General features: G+C 63.4%; 15 protein-coding genes. All 15 read left to right on the top strand.

Annotated features, from left to right (window positions below; genetic code table 11):
* The first annotated feature begins 93 nt into the window (after window positions 1-93).
* On the top strand, window positions 94-1,476 hold the full coding sequence (locus MTP36_RS02430) for a UDP-N-acetylmuramoyl-tripeptide--D-alanyl-D-alanine ligase (RefSeq protein WP_249253231.1): 1,383 nt from the start codon (window positions 94-96) through the stop codon (window positions 1,474-1,476).
* 28 nt (window positions 1,477-1,504) lie between these two features.
* The gene (locus tag MTP36_RS02435; protein ID WP_249253233.1) at window positions 1,505-2,500 is read left to right on the top strand and encodes a glycosyl transferase family 4; all 996 of its coding nucleotides are present in this window, start codon (window positions 1,505-1,507) and stop codon (window positions 2,498-2,500) included.
* A gap of 28 nt (window positions 2,501-2,528) precedes the next feature.
* Window positions 2,529-3,842 carry an FtsW/RodA/SpoVE family cell cycle protein gene (locus tag MTP36_RS02440; protein ID WP_097778490.1) on the top strand — a complete coding sequence of 438 codons (1,314 nt, stop codon included), beginning with the start codon at window positions 2,529-2,531 and terminating at the stop codon, window positions 3,840-3,842.
* Between the two features lie 55 nt (window positions 3,843-3,897).
* Entirely contained in the window at window positions 3,898-5,025 is a 1,128-nt protein-coding gene (murG, locus tag MTP36_RS02445) for an undecaprenyldiphospho-muramoylpentapeptide beta-N-acetylglucosaminyltransferase (protein WP_249253235.1), read from the top strand.
* Window positions 5,026-5,059: 34 nt separating this feature from the next.
* A complete protein-coding gene (locus MTP36_RS02450) occupies window positions 5,060-6,640 on the top strand; it encodes a cell division protein FtsQ/DivIB (RefSeq protein WP_249253236.1) in 1,581 nt (526 codons plus the stop codon).
* Between the two features lie 23 nt (window positions 6,641-6,663).
* Window positions 6,664-8,142 (top strand): UDP-N-acetylmuramoyl-L-alanyl-D-glutamate--2,6-diaminopimelate ligase, encoded by a 1,479-nt coding sequence (locus tag MTP36_RS02455; RefSeq protein ID WP_249253238.1) that lies wholly within the window; start codon window positions 6,664-6,666, stop codon window positions 8,140-8,142.
* A 243-nt stretch (window positions 8,143-8,385) separates the two neighbouring features.
* On the top strand, window positions 8,386-8,613 hold the full coding sequence (gene acpP, locus MTP36_RS02460) for an acyl carrier protein (RefSeq protein ID WP_015537410.1): 228 nt from the start codon (window positions 8,386-8,388) through the stop codon (window positions 8,611-8,613).
* 21 nt (window positions 8,614-8,634) lie between these two features.
* Window positions 8,635-9,492 carry an acetyl-CoA carboxylase, carboxyltransferase subunit beta gene (accD, locus tag MTP36_RS02465; protein ID WP_055185486.1) on the top strand — a complete coding sequence of 286 codons (858 nt, stop codon included), beginning with the start codon at window positions 8,635-8,637 and terminating at the stop codon, window positions 9,490-9,492.
* A 15-nt stretch (window positions 9,493-9,507) separates the two neighbouring features.
* Window positions 9,508-10,467, top strand: a complete 960-nt coding sequence (locus tag MTP36_RS02470) for an acetyl-CoA carboxylase carboxyltransferase subunit alpha (protein ID WP_118657862.1) — start codon at window positions 9,508-9,510, stop codon at window positions 10,465-10,467.
* Window positions 10,464-11,414 (top strand): beta-ketoacyl-ACP synthase 3, encoded by a 951-nt coding sequence (locus MTP36_RS02475; RefSeq protein ID WP_249253240.1) that lies wholly within the window; start codon window positions 10,464-10,466, stop codon window positions 11,412-11,414. The genes MTP36_RS02470 and MTP36_RS02475 overlap by 4 nt, the downstream gene beginning before the upstream one ends.
* Window positions 11,415-11,419: 5 nt before the next feature.
* Window positions 11,420-12,355 carry a nitronate monooxygenase gene (locus MTP36_RS02480; protein WP_249253250.1) on the top strand — a complete coding sequence of 312 codons (936 nt, stop codon included), beginning with the start codon at window positions 11,420-11,422 and terminating at the stop codon, window positions 12,353-12,355.
* Window positions 12,349-13,416 (top strand): NAD(P)H-dependent flavin oxidoreductase, encoded by a 1,068-nt coding sequence (locus tag MTP36_RS02485; RefSeq protein WP_249253252.1) that lies wholly within the window; start codon window positions 12,349-12,351, stop codon window positions 13,414-13,416. The genes MTP36_RS02480 and MTP36_RS02485 overlap by 7 nt, the downstream gene beginning before the upstream one ends.
* Window positions 13,413-14,345 carry an ACP S-malonyltransferase gene (fabD, locus tag MTP36_RS02490; protein ID WP_249253254.1) on the top strand — a complete coding sequence of 311 codons (933 nt, stop codon included), beginning with the start codon at window positions 13,413-13,415 and terminating at the stop codon, window positions 14,343-14,345. The genes MTP36_RS02485 and fabD overlap by 4 nt, the downstream gene beginning before the upstream one ends.
* Window positions 14,342-15,091 (top strand): 3-oxoacyl-[acyl-carrier-protein] reductase, encoded by a 750-nt coding sequence (gene fabG / locus MTP36_RS02495; RefSeq protein ID WP_015537417.1) that lies wholly within the window; start codon window positions 14,342-14,344, stop codon window positions 15,089-15,091. Before fabD ends, fabG begins: the two co-directional genes overlap by 4 nt.
* 12 nt (window positions 15,092-15,103) lie before the next feature.
* Window positions 15,104-16,342 (top strand): beta-ketoacyl-ACP synthase II, encoded by a 1,239-nt coding sequence (gene fabF, locus MTP36_RS02500; protein WP_249253265.1) that lies wholly within the window; start codon window positions 15,104-15,106, stop codon window positions 16,340-16,342.

The raw sequence follows: 16,342 nt of genomic DNA on the forward strand, positions 1-16,342 counted from the left end.
GCATCCTCGCCCAAGGCTTTCGGCATAAAGCACTGCCGCAAGGCAGTGACGGATGAGGGTGCAGCATTCAATAGAACGAGAGGGGATAGAACAATGGAAAAGATCCATGCAAGCAAGCTTCTGGCAGGGCTGGTGCCTGCCGGAAAACTGACCAGTGACCCGGAGGTGGCACTGGTCACCACCGACAGCCGCGAGGTAAAACCCGGCTGCATTTTTGTGGCCTTCCCCGGCGAGCGGTTCGACGGCCATGATTTCGCCGCCCGTGCGCTGGAGCAGGGCGCGGAGTATGTGGTGGTCAACCACCCCGTGCCCGGTGTGCCGGAGGAAAAGGCCATCCTTTGCCCGGACAGCTACCACGCCATGATGGTGATGGGCGCAAACTACCGCAGCCAGTACCACCCCAAAATGGTGGGTGTGACCGGCAGCGTAGGCAAGACCACCACCAAGCAGATGACCTACGCTGCCCTGAGCGGTTTTGGCGAGACCATCAAGACCGAGGGCAACCAAAACAATGAACTGGGAATGCCCCGCACCCTGATGCGGCTGGAAAGCAGCACCGAGTACGCGGTCATCGAGATGGGCATGAGCCATGCGGGCGAGATCGACCGTCTGGCGCGGGCGGCACGCCCGGATGTGGGCATCATTACCTGCATCGGCGTGTCCCATATCGGCAATCTGGGCAGTCAGGAGAATATCTGCAAGGCAAAGCTGGAGATCTGCAACGGCCTGCCGGAGGGCGCACCGCTGGTGCTGAACTACGATGACCCCTTCCTGCGCAAGGCAGTGCTGCCCGCCCATGTGCGCCCGGTGTGGTTCAGCCTGAGCGATGAAAACGCAGACGTCTGCGCCCTGTCCATCCGGCAGGAGACCGACGGCATGAGTTTTGTGCTGGAAGATCATGAGCACGGCACCTTTGTGGTGAACATCCCCGCCATGGGACGCCATAATGTGGCAAACGCTCTGGCTGCCTACTGCGCCGCCACCCGTCTGGGCTGCGACGCCAAGAAGGTCATCCGGGGCCTTTCCAACTTTGAGCAGACCGGCCGCCGCCAGAAGGTGGTGGACAGCGAGGGCGTGACCGTCATCGAGGACTGCTACAACGCAAACCCGGACAGCATGAAGGCTGCGCTGGCGATGTTTAAAGATTTCCCCTGCAAGCGCCGCTTTGCCCTGCTGGGCGATATGCTGGAGCTGGGCGAGCTGAGCCGCGAAGCACACGAGGAGCTGGGACGCCTTGCCGCCGAGAGCGGGCTGTACTGCCTGATCACCTACGGTGAGCAGGCCAAGCGCACCGCTGTGGTGGCTGCGGCCAAGGGGGTAGAGACCCTGCACGCGGACAGCTACCGCGAGGCTGCCGATGCCCTGCTGAGCCGGGTGCAGCCCGGCGATGCCATTCTGGTAAAGGCCAGCCACGGCATGGCACTGGAAAAAGTGTTGGATATCTTCTACGCAGAGCATAAAGAAGCGGAAGTATAACTATTTGGCGAAATGGAGTGTCTGATCTATGGAGCGTTTCGCCTTGGCAGCGGCGGTGGTGCTGGGCTTTGCCCTTACGGCAGCCCTGTGCAGCCTGTTTGTGCCGCTGCGGCGGGTGCTGGAACGCCGCGAACAACAACAGCAGCCGGTACAATCTGAGCAGCCCCGGCCTGCACCCCTGCGCGCCCCGCTGTGGGGTGGGCTGTGTGCTGCGGCGGGCACGGTGGCTGCGGTGGGCGTGGGCTGGCTTGCCGCCTGCGTGGGCCAGCCGGAGCTGCTGGGCAGCGAAGGCCGGTTGATGACGCGGCTGCTCACGGCACTGGCTGGGAGCCTTGCCTTTGGGGCAGTGGGTTTTGCAGAGGACCTTGCCCGGATGCGCAGCCCGGCGGCGCTGGGGCTGCGGCGGGACGTGCGGCTTTTGCTGGAAGCACTGGCTGCGGCCTTTGTCCTTTTGCTGCTGCGGGCAGCGGGCTGTCTGCCCCGGGGGCTGGGCGTGCCCGGGGCGGGGTATGTGCTGCTGGGCAGCGCCGTGCCCTTTTTATGGGCGGTGCTCATGGTGGCACTGGCCGAGTGCGCCCGCATCGCCGAGCGGGACGAGGGCGCAGTGTGCGGTGCAGCCTTTGTGGCCATGCTGGCGTTGATGATGGTAGAGGCCGGTCTGGGCGTTTCCGGGCTGGCGGTGCTGCCCGGAGCGCTGGCCGGGGCACTGGTGGCGCTGGGGCTGTGGGCGTTCCCTCCGGCAAGGCTGGGGGTGGGCTGCTGCGGCAGTCTGCTGGCAGCGGGTGCCATCGGCTGCATCCCGCTCAGTCTGGACATGACCAGCCTGACCGTGCCGCTGGCGCTGCCCTTCTGGGCGGCGGGCGGTCTTTTGGCAGCGCAGCTGCTGTGTGCAAAGCGCACCGGCAAGCCCTTGCGCTGCTGGGTAAAAAAGCATAAAATGAGCCCGGAGACGGTGTTCCTGTGCAGCTTTGCGCTGAGCGCTGTCGGCTATGTGCTGGCGCTGGCGCTGCTGCGCTGGTGCTGACCGGGCACGGAGAGGGAAGGGAGCGCAGATGGCGACTATCCGCAAAAAACACAGAGCGCCGGTGTCGGTGTTCCAGCGAGATCCGGGCCCGTGGTCCCGGCTGCTGATCGACTGGCTGGCTACGCTGGCTGTTATTATGATCTTTGGGCTGGTGATGCTGTTCAGTGCCAGCTACACCACCGGTTACCTGCGCATGGGCGACAGCTTCCACTATATCAAGCAGCAGGCGCTGTGCATGATGATCGGGCTGGCCTGTATGTTCCTGATGAGTTATATGGATCACCGCTTTTTGCGCAAGATGGTGGTGCCGGGCTACATCATTGTGCTGGCCATGCTGGCCGTCACCCTGACCATGGCACCCCTGAACGGCTGCCGCCGCTGGATCCGCTTCGGTGGGCTTACACTGCAATCCTCCGAGGTGGCAAAGTTTGAAATGATCCTGTTCAGCTCCCATCTTGCGGCAAAAGCGCCGCAGGTGGAGCGGCTGGACCCGGAGCGCCGCATCCTGCTTACACCCCGGGAGTGGCTGCGGGTGCGGGTGTGGAAGCAGCTGGTGGTGCCGGTGCTGCCCCTTATACCGGTGGTCATCCTGCTGGCGATGGAGCCGCACATGTCCGGCATCGTGCTGACGGTGGCGGTGGTGGGCACCATCCTGCTGCTGTCCGGCAGCGGCGGTGTGCTGACATGGGCGGGTGCCATCACGGCAGGCGCCCTGCTGGAAACCCTGCTCTCCCATGTGGACTCCATCCCTTACCTGCAAAAGCGTCTGGACGGATGGACACAGGATCTGAGCAAGATGACCGACCAGACCGTGCAGAGCCTTTACGCCATCGGCTCCGGCGGGCTGAAGGGGCTGGGGCTGGGCAACAGCGTGGAAAAGCAGCTCTGGCTACCGGAAAGCACCAACGACTTCATCTTCAGCGTGGTGTGCGAGGAGTTGGGCTTCATCGGCGCAGTGCTCATTATCGTGTTGTTCGTGCTGTTCATCGTGCAGGGGCTGCTCATCGCCTATAAGGCGGAGAACCTGTACTGCACCATGGTGGGCATCGGCATCATGGCACAGATCGCGTGGCAGGTGTTCTGCAATATCGCCGTGGTCACCAACACCCTGCCCAACACCGGCATCAGCCTGCCCTTCTTCTCCTCCGGCGGCACCAGCCTGATTTTGCTGCTGGCAGAAATGGGCGTGATGGTGAACATAGGCCGCAACGGCGAGCGGGTGGCGCAGCAGCGGGAGCAGATGCGTGCCCAGCGGGAAGCCGCCCGCGCTGAGCGCGAGGCAGAACTTGCCCGCAAGACTATTGACTTGGCTTCTGCCCGCGCAGCCCGCACAGAACAGTAAAACAAACCGCAAGCCCGCCCGGCCGCAGGCCGGGCGTTTATAAGGAGGAATCACCATGCGTGTTCTCATCGCAGCCGGCGGCACTGCCGGACATATCAACCCCGCACTGGCCATTGCCGGTGCTCTGAAAAAGGCTGACCCTACCGCCGAGATCCACTTTGCAGGCCGTAAGGAGGGCATGGAGTACCGTTTGGTCACACAGGCGGGCTACCCCTTCCACCACATCGAGATCACCGGTTTTCAGCGCAAGCTCAGCCTGCACAACATCAAGCGCAATATCATTACCCTGTGGAATCTGGCTCTCTCCAGCCCCAAGGCCAAGGCCATGATGAAAGAGGTAAAGCCGGATCTTGTCATCGGCTGCGGCGGCTATGTGTCCGGCCCGGTGGTGCGCTGCGCCGCCAAAATGGGCATCCACACCGCTTTGCACGAGCAGAACGCTTTTCCCGGTGTGACCAACAAGCTGCTGGCCCCGGATGTGGATATCGTGTTTGCCGCTGTGCCCGCCGCTGTGGAAAAGCTGGGCGCACCGGACAAGACCCTTGTGGTGGGCAATCCCGTGCGGCCGGAGGTGTTTGTACAGGCCGCGAATCGCGAGGCCATCCGTGCACAGCTGGGTGCGGGCGACCGCACCGTCATCCTGTCCTTCGGCGGCAGCTTGGGCGCACGCCGGGTCAACGAGGTGGTGGCAGACCTGTGCGCATGGGAGCAGCACGAGCACAAGCCGGTGCTGCATCTGCATGCCACCGGGCAGTACGGGGTGCAGCTGTTTGAGCAGCTGCAAAAGCAGAAGGGCTTTGCCCCCGGCGACAGCCTTGTGGTAAAGGAATACATCAACAATATGCCGGAGCTGCTGGCAGCGGCAGACCTCGTCATCAGCCGCGCCGGTGCGCTGACGCTGGCCGAACTGGAAGCCGTGGGACGCGCCGCTGTGCTGATTCCCAGCCCCAATGTGGCGGAGAACCACCAGTACTACAACGCCATGGAGCTGCAAAAGGCCGGGGCGGCTGTGGTCATTGAAGAAAAAGACCTGACCGGCGAAAAGCTGGTGCAGACTGTTTCTACTATGCTGGCACAGCCCGGCAAGCTGGCCGAAATGGGCAAAAATGCCCGCAGTCTGTCGGTGGACGACAGTCTGGACCGCATCACTGCGGCGCTGCTCAAGCTGGTCAAGACCCCGTGATGCAGACGTGGAATAAACAGGAAAGAAGGTGCGAATGATGCAGCAGAACCGTGACCGCAACGGCAGACCCCGGAACACGAGACCCTATGATCTGAACCGGGATGTAGCGCGCACCTCTGCGCCTTCGCAGGATCATACGCCCCGGAGCACCGGTAGCAGCCGCTACGGCTACAACGGCGAGCCGCTCAGCCGCCCGCCCTCCCGCAGCGCCAACGGCAGTGTGCGCTCCTCCCGGGCAGATAACAGCATCCAGTTCCCCACCCAGTCCCAGACCCGCCGCCCGGCGCAGGGGCAGGGGAGCAATACCACCCAGTACCCCTCTGGCAGCCGTCCGGCGGGCAGCAGACCCAAAAACGCGAAGTCCGGCGGCAAGCAGCGCCGCCCGGCAAACAATGCCCGCAGCGGGCAGAACAGCCGGAAAAACCAGAACGCGCAGAACCACCCGAACCGGCAGCACCCGGCGGGCAACGGTCAGCGCCTGCGCCCGGCGCAAAGCGCCCCGCAGCAAAACCCTGCCCGGCGGGAAATGCGCAAAAAGCGCAAGGTGACCCGCGCTACCCTGCGCCGCCGCCGGATACTGCGCCGCCTGACCGCCTTTGCCATGCTGCTGTGCGTCATTGGCGCAGGCATCTACCTGACCATGACCATGCTGTTCCGTATCAACTCCATTCAGGTGCAGACCCCGGACGGCAAGCAGGTGACTGAGATCGCGGGCTATTCCGCAGACAGCATTCTGCAGCGGATGGGCGTGCAGCTGGAGGAGAACATCTTCAGCTTTGAACCCGGCGAAAAGGCCGCTGTGCTGGAGCAGAATTTCCCACTGCTGGGCTCCATCAAGGTGATCCGGGACTACCCCAACACCGTGGTGGTGCAGGTGACCGAGGCCGTGCCCGCCTACGCGGTGCAAAACGGCAATAAATGGCTTGTGATCTCGGACAAATGGAAGATCCTGTCCGAGGAAAGCACCCAGCCCGAGGGGCTTTGCACCCTGTACGGCGGCAAGCTGCAGGACACCACTCCGGGACAGGGCTTCTGGTTCGTGGACGATGCGGACGCGGCAAGCGCCTCCGGGTCGGAAACCGCCGAGAGCGAAAGTGCAGTGAGCACCGAGACCGCCCGCATGGAAGCGCTGCGCACACTGCGCAGCAAGCTGGAGGAATACGGCCTGTCGCAGGACGTGACACGGCTGGAAGTGGCAGACACCGAGCAGCTCGCATTTTTGTATCAGGACCGCATCAGCGTGCTGTTGGGTACGCTGAACGATCTGGATTATAAGCTGGACCGCGCCCGCTATGTGCTGACCAACGCCGACGGCAAGGGCTGCGGCCCCACCGACACCGGGCGGCTGGATTTCAGCCATACCAGCGCCAGCAGCACCCGCAAGATCTATTTTGCACAGGGCGAGCCTGCTTTGCCTTCCGGCTATGTGGTGCCGCCCAAGGCAGAGGAACCCGCCCCGGCAGAGGATGCCGCCGACAGCACCGACAGCACGGAAAGCACGGAAAGCGCGGATGCTGCCGACACCACCGAACCGGCAGCTGACGCGGACACCGAGCAGCTGCCCCTGACCCACCCTGACCGCATGACGGCCAACGAAGAAGAAAACCCCATGTAAAGAAGCTTTTTGGAGGAGACTGTATGAAGCTGGAACAACTGATGGAAGGCGTGCCCTTTACCCTTGTGCAGGGCAGTCTGGATACTGAGATCGCGGATATCATCTACGACAGCCGCAAGGCTGCCCCGGGGCTTTTGTTCGTGTGCATCGTGGGCACCCAGCGGGACAGCCACACGTTTGCCGCTGACTGCGCCGCCAAGGGGGTCAGCGCGCTGGTCATCCAGCACGACATCGATCTTTCTGCCATGCCCGGAGTGACCGTGGTCAAGGTGGAGAGCAGCCGCTATGCCATGGCGCTGATGAGCGCCAACCTCTTTGGCAACCCTGCCCGCCAGATGACCATGATCGGCGTCACCGGTACCAAGGGCAAGACCACCACCACCCACATGATCAAAAGCGTGCTGGAGGCCGCAGGCCGCAAGGTGGGCATGATCGGCACCAATGGCATCTACTATATGGGACGCCACAAGGACACCGCCAACACCACCCCGGAAAGCTACGAGCTGCAAAAGACCTTCCGGGAGTTTCTGGATGCCGGCTGCGACACCGCGCTGATGGAAGTGTCCAGTCAGGGCCTGATGATGGATCGCGTGGCGGGCGTGCACTACGATGTGGGCGTGTTCACCAACCTTTCGCCGGATCACATCGGCCCCGGTGAGCACAAGACCTTTGAGGAGTACCGCAGCTGGAAGGGACAGCTGTTCAAGCGCTGCGACGTGGGCGTGGTGAATATCGACGACGAGAACACCGCCGCCCTGCTGGAGGGCCACACCTGCAAGCTGGTGACCTACGGCCGCGATGAAAAGGCCGACTACCGCGAGACCGGCTACAAACTGCTGCGCACCCACGATTTTCTGGGCGTTGCCTTCCACATTACCGGCAAGGACGAGATGGACGTCAAGGTGAATATGCCCGGCGAGTTCAGCGTGTACAACGCGCTGGCAGCGCTGGCCGTGGGCAAGGTGCTGGGTCTGCCGGATGCCGCCATCCACGACGGTCTGGGCAAGTGCGTGGTGAAGGGCCGTGTGGAGCTGGTGCCCATCAGCAAAAAGTTCACTATCCTGCTGGATTACGCCCACAACGAGGTATCCACCGAGAGCCTGCTTACCACCCTGCGCGCCTACAAGCCCCACCGTCTGGTGGTGGTGTTCGGCTGCGGCGGCAACCGCTCCAAGCTGCGCCGCTACGGCATGGGCGAGATCTGCGCCAAGATGGCCGATTTCTCCATCCTCACCGAGGACAACAACCGCTTTGAAAAGGTGGAGGATATCATCGCGGACATCCGCGAAGGCATGAACAAGGGCAACCCGGACGCAAAGTTCGTGGAGATCCCCGACCGTCTGGATGCGCTGCACTACGCGGTGGATCACGCACAGGAGGGCGATTTGATCGCCGTCATCGGCAAGGGGCACGAGACCTACCGCGACCGCGAGGGCGTCAAGACCCCCTTCCTTGAGCGGGAGCTGCTGGAGGAATACGCACAGCAGATCGGGCTGGAATAAGAAAATAATATTATTATTGAGGGAAAAGCCGCTGCACAAAGCACTGTGCAGCGGCTTTTTTGCACCCTGTGCAGGGGGCTATATAAAAAGGAAGCAAACTGTGACAAAAATGTAAAAGATAAAAATCTTTAACTAAAACCATTGACTTATCCGACGGTTTGGCTATAATGGTCGTGTTCGATACCTCATAAATTTTAGGTAAATAATTAAACACAAACAGTGAACATAAAGGAGAACACTACCATGACTTTCGAGGAAATGAAGAAGATCGTTGTCGATACCCTGAGCTGCGATGAGGACAAGGTGACCATGGAGGCCAGCCTGACCGAGGATCTGGAGGCCGACAGCCTGGACGCTGTGGAGCTGAACATGGCACTGGAAGAGGCCTGCGGCGTGTCCATCCCCGATGAGGAGCTGGCAAACCTCAAGACCGTGGGCGATATCTTCAACTACATCAATGCCCATGTCTGAGGCTGACCGAGGCGAAACGCGATGAACAGTATCAAAGACCTGCTGCCGGGCAGTATGCGGGAGCGCACCTTCCAGCTGAAAGCCCGGCGGGATGCGGGTGCCGTGTGGAACGACCCGCAGTTCGTGGAATGCAAAAAGTGCGGACGCCGCGCCACCCGCCAGATCTGGAACAAGGCGCAGTACGTCTGCCCCAACTGCGGAGTGCACCTGCCCATCGGCGGGTACTACCGCCTGAGCCTCGTCCTTGACAAGGGCAGCTTCCGGGAGCTGGACGCCGACCTTGCCCCGCAGGATGTGCTGCAGTTTCCCGGCTACCCGGAAAAGCTGGAAGCACAGACCGGTAAGACCGGTCTGAAGGAAGCTGTGGTCACCGCCACGGGGCGCATCGAGGGCACCCCGGTTGTGGCAGCAGTGCTGGACAGCCGGTTCTTTATGGGCAGCATGAGCACCACCGTAGGCGAAAAGATCACCCGCGCCGTGGAGCACGCCACCGCAAAGCATCTGCCGCTGATCATCTTCTCGGCCAGCGGCGGCGCCCGGATGCAGGAGGGCATTTTCAGCCTGATGCAGATGGCAAAGACCTCTGCCGCCATCGAGCGGTTCTCTGCCCGGGGCGGGCTGTACATCAGTGTGCTGACCCACCCCACCACCGGCGGCGTGACCGCAAGCTTTGCCAGCCTTGGCGACATCATGCTGGCCGAGCCCGGGGCGCTGATCGGCTTTGCGGGCCCCCGGGTCATTGAACAGACCATCGGCGAAAAGCTGCCCGCAGGCTTCCAGCGCAGCGAGTTCCAGTACGAGCACGGCTTTGTGGACAAGGTAGTGCCCCGTACCGAAATGCGCGAAACACTGGCGCAGCTGCTGCGGCTGCACGCCTGAGGGAGGGAGCGCCTTATGATCAAGGACATCTTACAACAGCTCGCACCGCTGGATGAAAAGATCGCCGCCCTGCGCGGCGACCCGGCGGACGAGAACATGACCGATATCACCAACCACGCTGCCGAGCTGGCAGAGCTTTCCGCACAGGAGGACGCTTTGCTGTCCGGCTGCGGGGCACTGACCGCAGAGGACAGGGTCTTTCTGGCCCGTCACCCGGAGCGCCCCCACATCGATGAGATCGTGGATGCACTGTTCACCGACTTTTTTGAGCAGTGCGGCGACCGTCAGTGCAAGGAGGATGCCGCCATTCTGGGCGGTGTGGCGCTGTTCCACGGCCAGCCGGTCACAGTCATCGGCCACCGCAAGGGCAGCACACTGGAAGAAAACCTGCGCTGCAACTTTGGTATGCCCGGGCCGGAGGGCTACCGCAAGGCTCTGCGCCTGATGAAGCAGGCCGAAAAATTTGACCGTCCCATCATTACCTTCATTGACACCCCGGGCGCATACCCCGGCAAGGACGCCGAGGAGCGCGGACAGGGCGAAGCCATTGCCCGCAACCTGATGGAGATGAGCGGCCTGACCGTGCCGGTGATCGCAGTGGTCACCGGTGAAGGCTCCTCCGGCGGCGCACTGGCGCTGGGTGTGGCAAACCGCATCCTCATGCTGGAAAATGCCGTCTACTCGGTGCTGAGCCCTGAGGGCTTTGCCAGCATCCTGTGGAAGGATTCCTCCCGCAGCGGCGAAGCCTGCGAGATCATGAAGCTGACCGCGCAGGATCTGTACAAGGACGGCATCGTGGAGGAGATCATCCCGGAGCCGGTGGGCGGCGCCCAGCGCGCCCACGGGGTACTGTTCGGTGATCTGGACGAGGCACTGCGGCGTCAGCTGCGCAGCCTTGCCCGCATGAACGGCCGTCAGCTGGCCGAGCAGCGCTACCAGAAATTCCGTCAGATCGGAGAAATGAGGAAAGCATGAAGGGTTTGCGTCTGATCGCCACCGGCGGGGCTTTGCCCGGCCGCACGGTCACCAACGAAGAGCTGAGCCGCACCGTGGATACCAGCGACGAGTGGATCACCACCCGCACCGGCATCCGCACCCGGCACTACTGCACCGAGGGCGAAAATGCCGCCACACTGGCCATTGCTGCCGCAAAGCAGGCGCTGCAGCGCAGCGGCCTTGCTCCGGCAGACATTGCCTGCTGCGTCTGCGCCACCCTTTCCGCGCCGGATGCCACCCCAAGCGTGGCCTGTCAGGTGCAGGCGGCGCTGGCGCTGCCGGAAAACCGCCCTGCACTGGACGTGAACGCCGCATGCTCCGGCTTTTTGTATGGCACGGCGGTGGCGCGCGGCCTGCTGGCTACGCTGGGCGGGCAGTACGCGCTGGTCATCGGCACAGAGGCGCTCTCCCGCCTGATGGATCCCGCCGACCGTTCCACCTGTGTGCTGTTCGGCGATGGTGCCGGTGCAGCGGTGTTTGAACTGACCGACACCTCCGTGCCCTTTGCCATCACGCTGGGTGCCCGGGGCGATGCCGCCATCCATGCCGGCGGCCCCAGCCGCGCAGGCTCGGCACCCATCAGCATGGACGGCAGGGCGGTGTTCCGCTTTGCGGTGGATGCCCTGCCCAAATGCCTGCACAACGTACTGGACGAGACCGGCCTTACGCTGGACAATCTGGACTGGGTGGTCTGTCATCAGGCCAACAGCCGCATCATCGACCACTGCGTCAAGGCGCTGCACGCCGACGGTGCAAAGTTCTACAAAAACATGGATCGCCACGGCAACACCAGTGCGGCCAGCATCCCGGTGGCACTGAACGAGCTGGCTGAGAGCGGCCAGCTGCACCCCGGCCAGACCCTTGCCTGCATCGGCTTTGGCGGCGGCCTGACATGGGGCGGCATGATCGTGGAATATAAAGGATAAAGACCATGAAACTTTTAAACGAGATCTTGGGGACGAAATACCCCATCATTCAGGGCGGCATGGCAAACATTGCCACCGGCGAGTTCGCTGCTGCCTGCTCCAACGCCGGTGCGCTGGGCATCATCGGTGCGGGCGGCATGAATGCCGATACCCTGCGCCAGAACATCCGCCGCTGCCGGGAGCTGACCGACAAGCCCTTTGGCGTGAACATCATGCTCATGCACCCGCAGGCAGATGAGTTTGCCCAGATCGTGGTGGAGGAAAAAGTCGCCGTGGTCACCACCGGCGCAGGCAACCCGGGAAAGTACGTTTCCATGTGGAAAGCTGCCGGCATCAAGGTGATCCCGGTGGTGGCTGCTGCCGTGCTGGCACGGCATCTGGAGCCGCTGGGCATTGACGCCGTCATTGCCGAGGGCACCGAAAGCGGCGGCCATGTGGGCGAGATGACCACCATGGCGCTGGTGCCGCAGGTAGTGGATGTGGTCAGTGTGCCGGTCATCGCGGCGGGCGGCATTGCAGATGGCCGTCAGCTGGCGGCTGCGCTGGCGCTGGGCGCCTGCGGTGTGCAGGTGGGTACCTGCCTGCTGGCAAGCGAGGAGTGCCCCATCCACCCCAACTACAAGGCCGCGCTGCTCAAGGCCGGGGACAGTGACACCATCGTTACCGGGCGCACTGTGGGTGCACCGGTGCGTGTGCTGAAAAACCGCATGAGCCGGGAGTATGTCCGTCAGGAAAAGGCGGGCGCGGACAAGATGGAACTGGAAAAATACACGCTGGGCAGCCTGCGCCGCGCCGTCTTTGAGGGCGACACGGTAAGCGGCAGCCTGATGGCCGGTCAGGTAGCCGGAATGCTGCACGAGGTACGCCCCGTGGCCGACATCCTTGCCGACCTGTGGCAGGGCGGGAGGCAGCGCATTGCAGCGCTGAACACCGAATGCTGACCCTTGGCGGCAAGCCCCTGCAACTACCCATTTTGCAGGGCGGCATGGGCGTGGGCGTCTCGCTGGGCGGGCTGGCCGGTGCGGTAGCAGCCTGCGGCGGCATGGGGTGCATCTCCACCGCCGATGCAGGCTACCGCGAGCCGGATTTTGCCCGCGACCCGGCGGCAGCCAATCACCGCGCCCTGACCGCAGAGATTCAAAAGGCCAAGGCCATTGCCGGGGGCATGGGTCTGGTGGCCATCAACGCCATGGTAGCCACCCGGGACTATGCCGACGCCATCCGCACCGCCGTGGCGGCGGGGGTGGATGCCGTGGTCTCCGGTGCGGGTCTGCCGCTGGAGCTGCCGGGCATCGTGGGCACCAAAGAGGTGGCCATTGCGCCCATCGTATCCAGCGCCCGGGCGGCAAAGCTCATCCTGCGCCGCTGGGCAAAGGGCTTTGACCGCACCGCCGATTTTGTGGTCATCGAGGGCTGCAAGGCGGGCGGGCATCTCGGCTTTGCCGAGGAGGACCTGCTGGCCGACCGCTGCCAGACCTTGGACGAAATTCTGCCCGGGGTGCTGGCGGAGGTAAAACCCTACGAGGAGCAATACGGCCACGCCATCCCGGTATTTGTGGCGGGCGGCGTGTACACTGGTGCCGACATGGCACACTTTACAAAGCTTGGCGCTGCGGGTGTGCAGCTTGCCACCCGCTTTATCCCCACCTACGAGTGCGACGCCTCCCAGACCTACAAGGACGTGCTGCTGGCGGCAAAGCCGGAGGATGTGCGCATCATCCACAGCCCGGTGGGAATGCCCGGCCGCGCGCTGAACACCCCGCTGGTGCAGGCGCTGGCCGAGGGCAAGCGCTTCCCGCCCAAGCACTGCGCCCGGTGTCTCAAGACCTGCGACCCCGCCGCCGTGCCCTACTGCATCACCCACGCCCTCATCGAGGCGGTGAAGGGCAACGTGGAGGAAGGGCTCTTCTTCTGCGGCGAAAACGTGGGCAGGCTGGACCGGATGCGCACCGTGCGCGAGCTGATGGACGAACTTGTGACCGAATGGAGGCAGAATTTATGAAGCTTGCCGTACTTTACGCCGGTCAGGGTGCGCAGCACCCCGGCATGGGCAAGGAATTTTACGAAGCATCTCCCGCCTTCCGGGCGGCCTTTGACAGCGCAGCGCTGGATTTTGACCTGCACCGCGTCTGCTTTGAGGACCCGGACGGCGTTTTGAACCAGACCGAATACACCCAGCCCTGCATGGTGGCCTTTGCCTGCGGCGTGACCGCCGTGCTGGCCGAAAAGGGCGTAAAGCCCGCCTATCTGGCGGGGCTTTCGCTGGGCGAATACTCCGCGCTGCAGGCAGCCGGGGTATTCACCGCAAAGCAGGCCATCGAGTTGACCGCCTTCCGGGGCAAGGCCATGGCCGAGGCTGCAAAGGGCCTTGCCTGCGGCATGACCGCCGTGCTGGGGCTGGACAGAGAAAAACTGTCCGCCTGCTGCGAGCAGGCGGCTGAGGCAGGCTGTGTGCAGATCTGCAACTACAACTGCCCTGGGCAGCTGGTCATCGGCGGCGAAAAGGCCGCTGTGGAGCAGGCTGCCGCGCTGGCAAAGGAAGCCGGTGCCCGCCGCTGCATCCCGCTGAAGGTCAGCGGCCCCTTCCACACAAAGCTGATGGCTCCCGCAGGGGATGCGCTGGCACAGCGCTTTGCGGGCGAAAGCTTCGGCACCATGGAGACGCCGGTGCTGTTCAACTGTCTGGGGCATGAAAAGGCCGAGACCGACAGCATCCCGCAGCTGCTGGTAAAGCAGGTGCAGAGCAGTGTCTACATGGAAGATACCCTGCGCCGTCTGGGCGAGCTGGGTGTGGACCACATTCTGGAAGTCGGCCCCGGCAATGCCCTGAGCGGTTTTGTGAAAAAGACCCTGCCCGGGGTGGTCTGCACCGCAGTGGAGACCCCGGAACAGCTGGATGCGGTGCTGACCGCATGGAAGGATGCAGAATGAGTGAAGAAAAGCTGACCCGCGCCGCCATTGTTACCGGCGGCAGCCGGGGCATTGGCCGCGCAGTGTGCGTGGCACTGGCAAAGCAGGGCTGCAATGTGGTGGTGAACTACTGCCACGGCGCAGAGCCTGCGGAGCAGACGGCAGCCCTCTGCCGCGCCGAGGGCGTGCAGGCGGTGACCGTGCAGGCGGATGTATCCACCGCCGAGGGCTGCAAGGCGCTGTTCGATGCTGCCGCCGAGGCCTTTGGTCGGGTGGATGTGCTGGTGAACAACGCGGGCATCACCCGGGACAACCTGATTTTGCGCTTGACCGAGCAGGATTTTGACGCGGTGCTGGACACCAACCTGAAAAGCGCCTTTCTCTGCTGCAAGGAGGCCGCCCGTCGCATGGTGCGCCAGCGCTATGGCCGCATCGTGAACCTTTCCAGCGTGGTGGCGCTGCGCGGCAACGCCGGGCAGACCAACTACGCCGCCAGCAAGGCGGGGCTCATCGGCCTGACCAAGAGCCTTGCCCGGGAGCTGGCTGCGCGGAACGTGACCGTGAACGCGGTAGCACCCGGCTTTATCGACACCGACATGACTGCCGTGCTGCCGGAGGCGGTGCGCACCGGCATGACGCAGGGCATCCCCGCAGGCCGTGCAGGCCAGCCGGAGGATGTGGCACAGGCAGTGGCGTTTTTTGCCGCAGAACAAAGCAGCTATCTCACCGGGCAGGTGCTCTGTGTGGACGGCGGCATGGCAATGTAAAGGAGAACCCTTATGGAAAAACGCAGAGTTGTGATCACCGGCCTTGGCACGGTGAACCCGCTGGGTAACAATGTGGCCGACAGCTGGGCGGCAGCCCGTGCCGGTAAATGCGGCATCGGCCCCATCACCCAGTTCGACACCACCGACTTCAAGTGCAAGCTGGCCGGTGAGGTAAAGGATTTTGACCCCGCGACCGTGGTGGACAAAAAGGAAGTCCGCAAGATGGCGCGCTTCACCCTGCTGGCACTGGGCGCTGCCGCCGAAGCCATTGCAGACAGCGGCCTTGATACCGAGGCCGAGGGCAAGGACATTGGCGTCATCCTGTCCAGCGGCATCGGCGGTCTGCCCACGATCGAGGAGCAGCACGCCCGCGGCGAGGAAAAAGGCATGGAGAAGGTAAGCCCCTACTTTGTGCCCATGGCCATTGCCAACATGGCAGCGGCACAGGTGGCTATCCGCTTTGGTCTGAAGGGGATGTGCACCTGCCCGGTCACGGCCTGCGCCGGCGGCACCAACGCTGTGGGCGACGCCTTCCACCGCATCCGGGACGGCTACGAGTCGGTAATGGTCTGCGGCGGCGCGGAGAGCTGCATCAGCCCCTTGGGCATCGGCGGCTTTACCAGCATGAAGGCGCTTTCCACCGCCACCGACCCGGACGCTGCCAGCCTGCCCTTTGACGCCCGCCGCGGCGGCTTTGTCATGGGCGAGGGCAGCGGTGTGCTGGTGCTGGAAGAGCTGGAGCACGCAAGAGCGCGCGGCGCACACATCTACGCCGAGGTGGTGGGCTACGGTGCCAACTGCGATGCCTACCACTTTACCGCCCCGGCTCCCGGCGGCGCAGGTGCCATCGACTGCATGAAGCTGACCTTGGCGGATGCTGGGCTTGCACCGGAGCAGGTGGACCACATCAACGCCCACGGCACCGGCACCCACATGAATGATGCCTGCGAGACTGCCGCCATTCACGCGGTGTTCGGCGCACATGCCAAGGAGATGACCGTGGTCAGCACCAAGAGCATGACCGGCCATCTGCTGGGCGGTGCGGGCGGCATTGAAGCCGTGTTTACCGCGCTGGCACTGCGGGACCAGTTTGCACCGCCCACCATCCACTACGCCCAGCCTGACCCGGAGTGTGATCTGGATTATGTGCCCAACACCGGGCGGCAGCAGGAAATGCAGTATGCGCTGAGCAACAGTCTGGGCTTTGGCGGCCACAACGCCTGCATCGCCCTGCGCAGATGGGAGGGCTGA

This window comes from Faecalibacterium sp. I4-1-79, from assembly GCF_023347235.1.
In the GTDB taxonomy this organism is placed as follows: Bacteria; Bacillota; Clostridia; order Oscillospirales; family Ruminococcaceae; genus Faecalibacterium; species Faecalibacterium tardum.

Coding starts and splice junctions, on each gene's coding strand:
- MTP36_RS02430 (WP_249253231.1), top strand. CDS start 94: ATGGAAAAGATCCATGCAAGCAAGCTTCTGGCAGGGCTGGTGCCTGCC.
- MTP36_RS02435 (WP_249253233.1), top strand. CDS start 1,505: ATGGAGCGTTTCGCCTTGGCAGCGGCGGTGGTGCTGGGCTTTGCCCTT.
- MTP36_RS02440 (WP_097778490.1), top strand. CDS start 2,529: ATGGCGACTATCCGCAAAAAACACAGAGCGCCGGTGTCGGTGTTCCAG.
- murG (WP_249253235.1), top strand. CDS start 3,898: ATGCGTGTTCTCATCGCAGCCGGCGGCACTGCCGGACATATCAACCCC.
- MTP36_RS02450 (WP_249253236.1), top strand. CDS start 5,060: ATGATGCAGCAGAACCGTGACCGCAACGGCAGACCCCGGAACACGAGA.
- MTP36_RS02455 (WP_249253238.1), top strand. CDS start 6,664: ATGAAGCTGGAACAACTGATGGAAGGCGTGCCCTTTACCCTTGTGCAG.
- acpP (WP_015537410.1), top strand. CDS start 8,386: ATGACTTTCGAGGAAATGAAGAAGATCGTTGTCGATACCCTGAGCTGC.
- accD (WP_055185486.1), top strand. CDS start 8,635: ATGAACAGTATCAAAGACCTGCTGCCGGGCAGTATGCGGGAGCGCACC.
- MTP36_RS02470 (WP_118657862.1), top strand. CDS start 9,508: ATGATCAAGGACATCTTACAACAGCTCGCACCGCTGGATGAAAAGATC.
- MTP36_RS02475 (WP_249253240.1), top strand. CDS start 10,464: ATGAAGGGTTTGCGTCTGATCGCCACCGGCGGGGCTTTGCCCGGCCGC.
- MTP36_RS02480 (WP_249253250.1), top strand. CDS start 11,420: ATGAAACTTTTAAACGAGATCTTGGGGACGAAATACCCCATCATTCAG.
- MTP36_RS02485 (WP_249253252.1), top strand. CDS start 12,349: ATGCTGACCCTTGGCGGCAAGCCCCTGCAACTACCCATTTTGCAGGGC.
- fabD (WP_249253254.1), top strand. CDS start 13,413: ATGAAGCTTGCCGTACTTTACGCCGGTCAGGGTGCGCAGCACCCCGGC.
- fabG (WP_015537417.1), top strand. CDS start 14,342: ATGAGTGAAGAAAAGCTGACCCGCGCCGCCATTGTTACCGGCGGCAGC.
- fabF (WP_249253265.1), top strand. CDS start 15,104: ATGGAAAAACGCAGAGTTGTGATCACCGGCCTTGGCACGGTGAACCCG.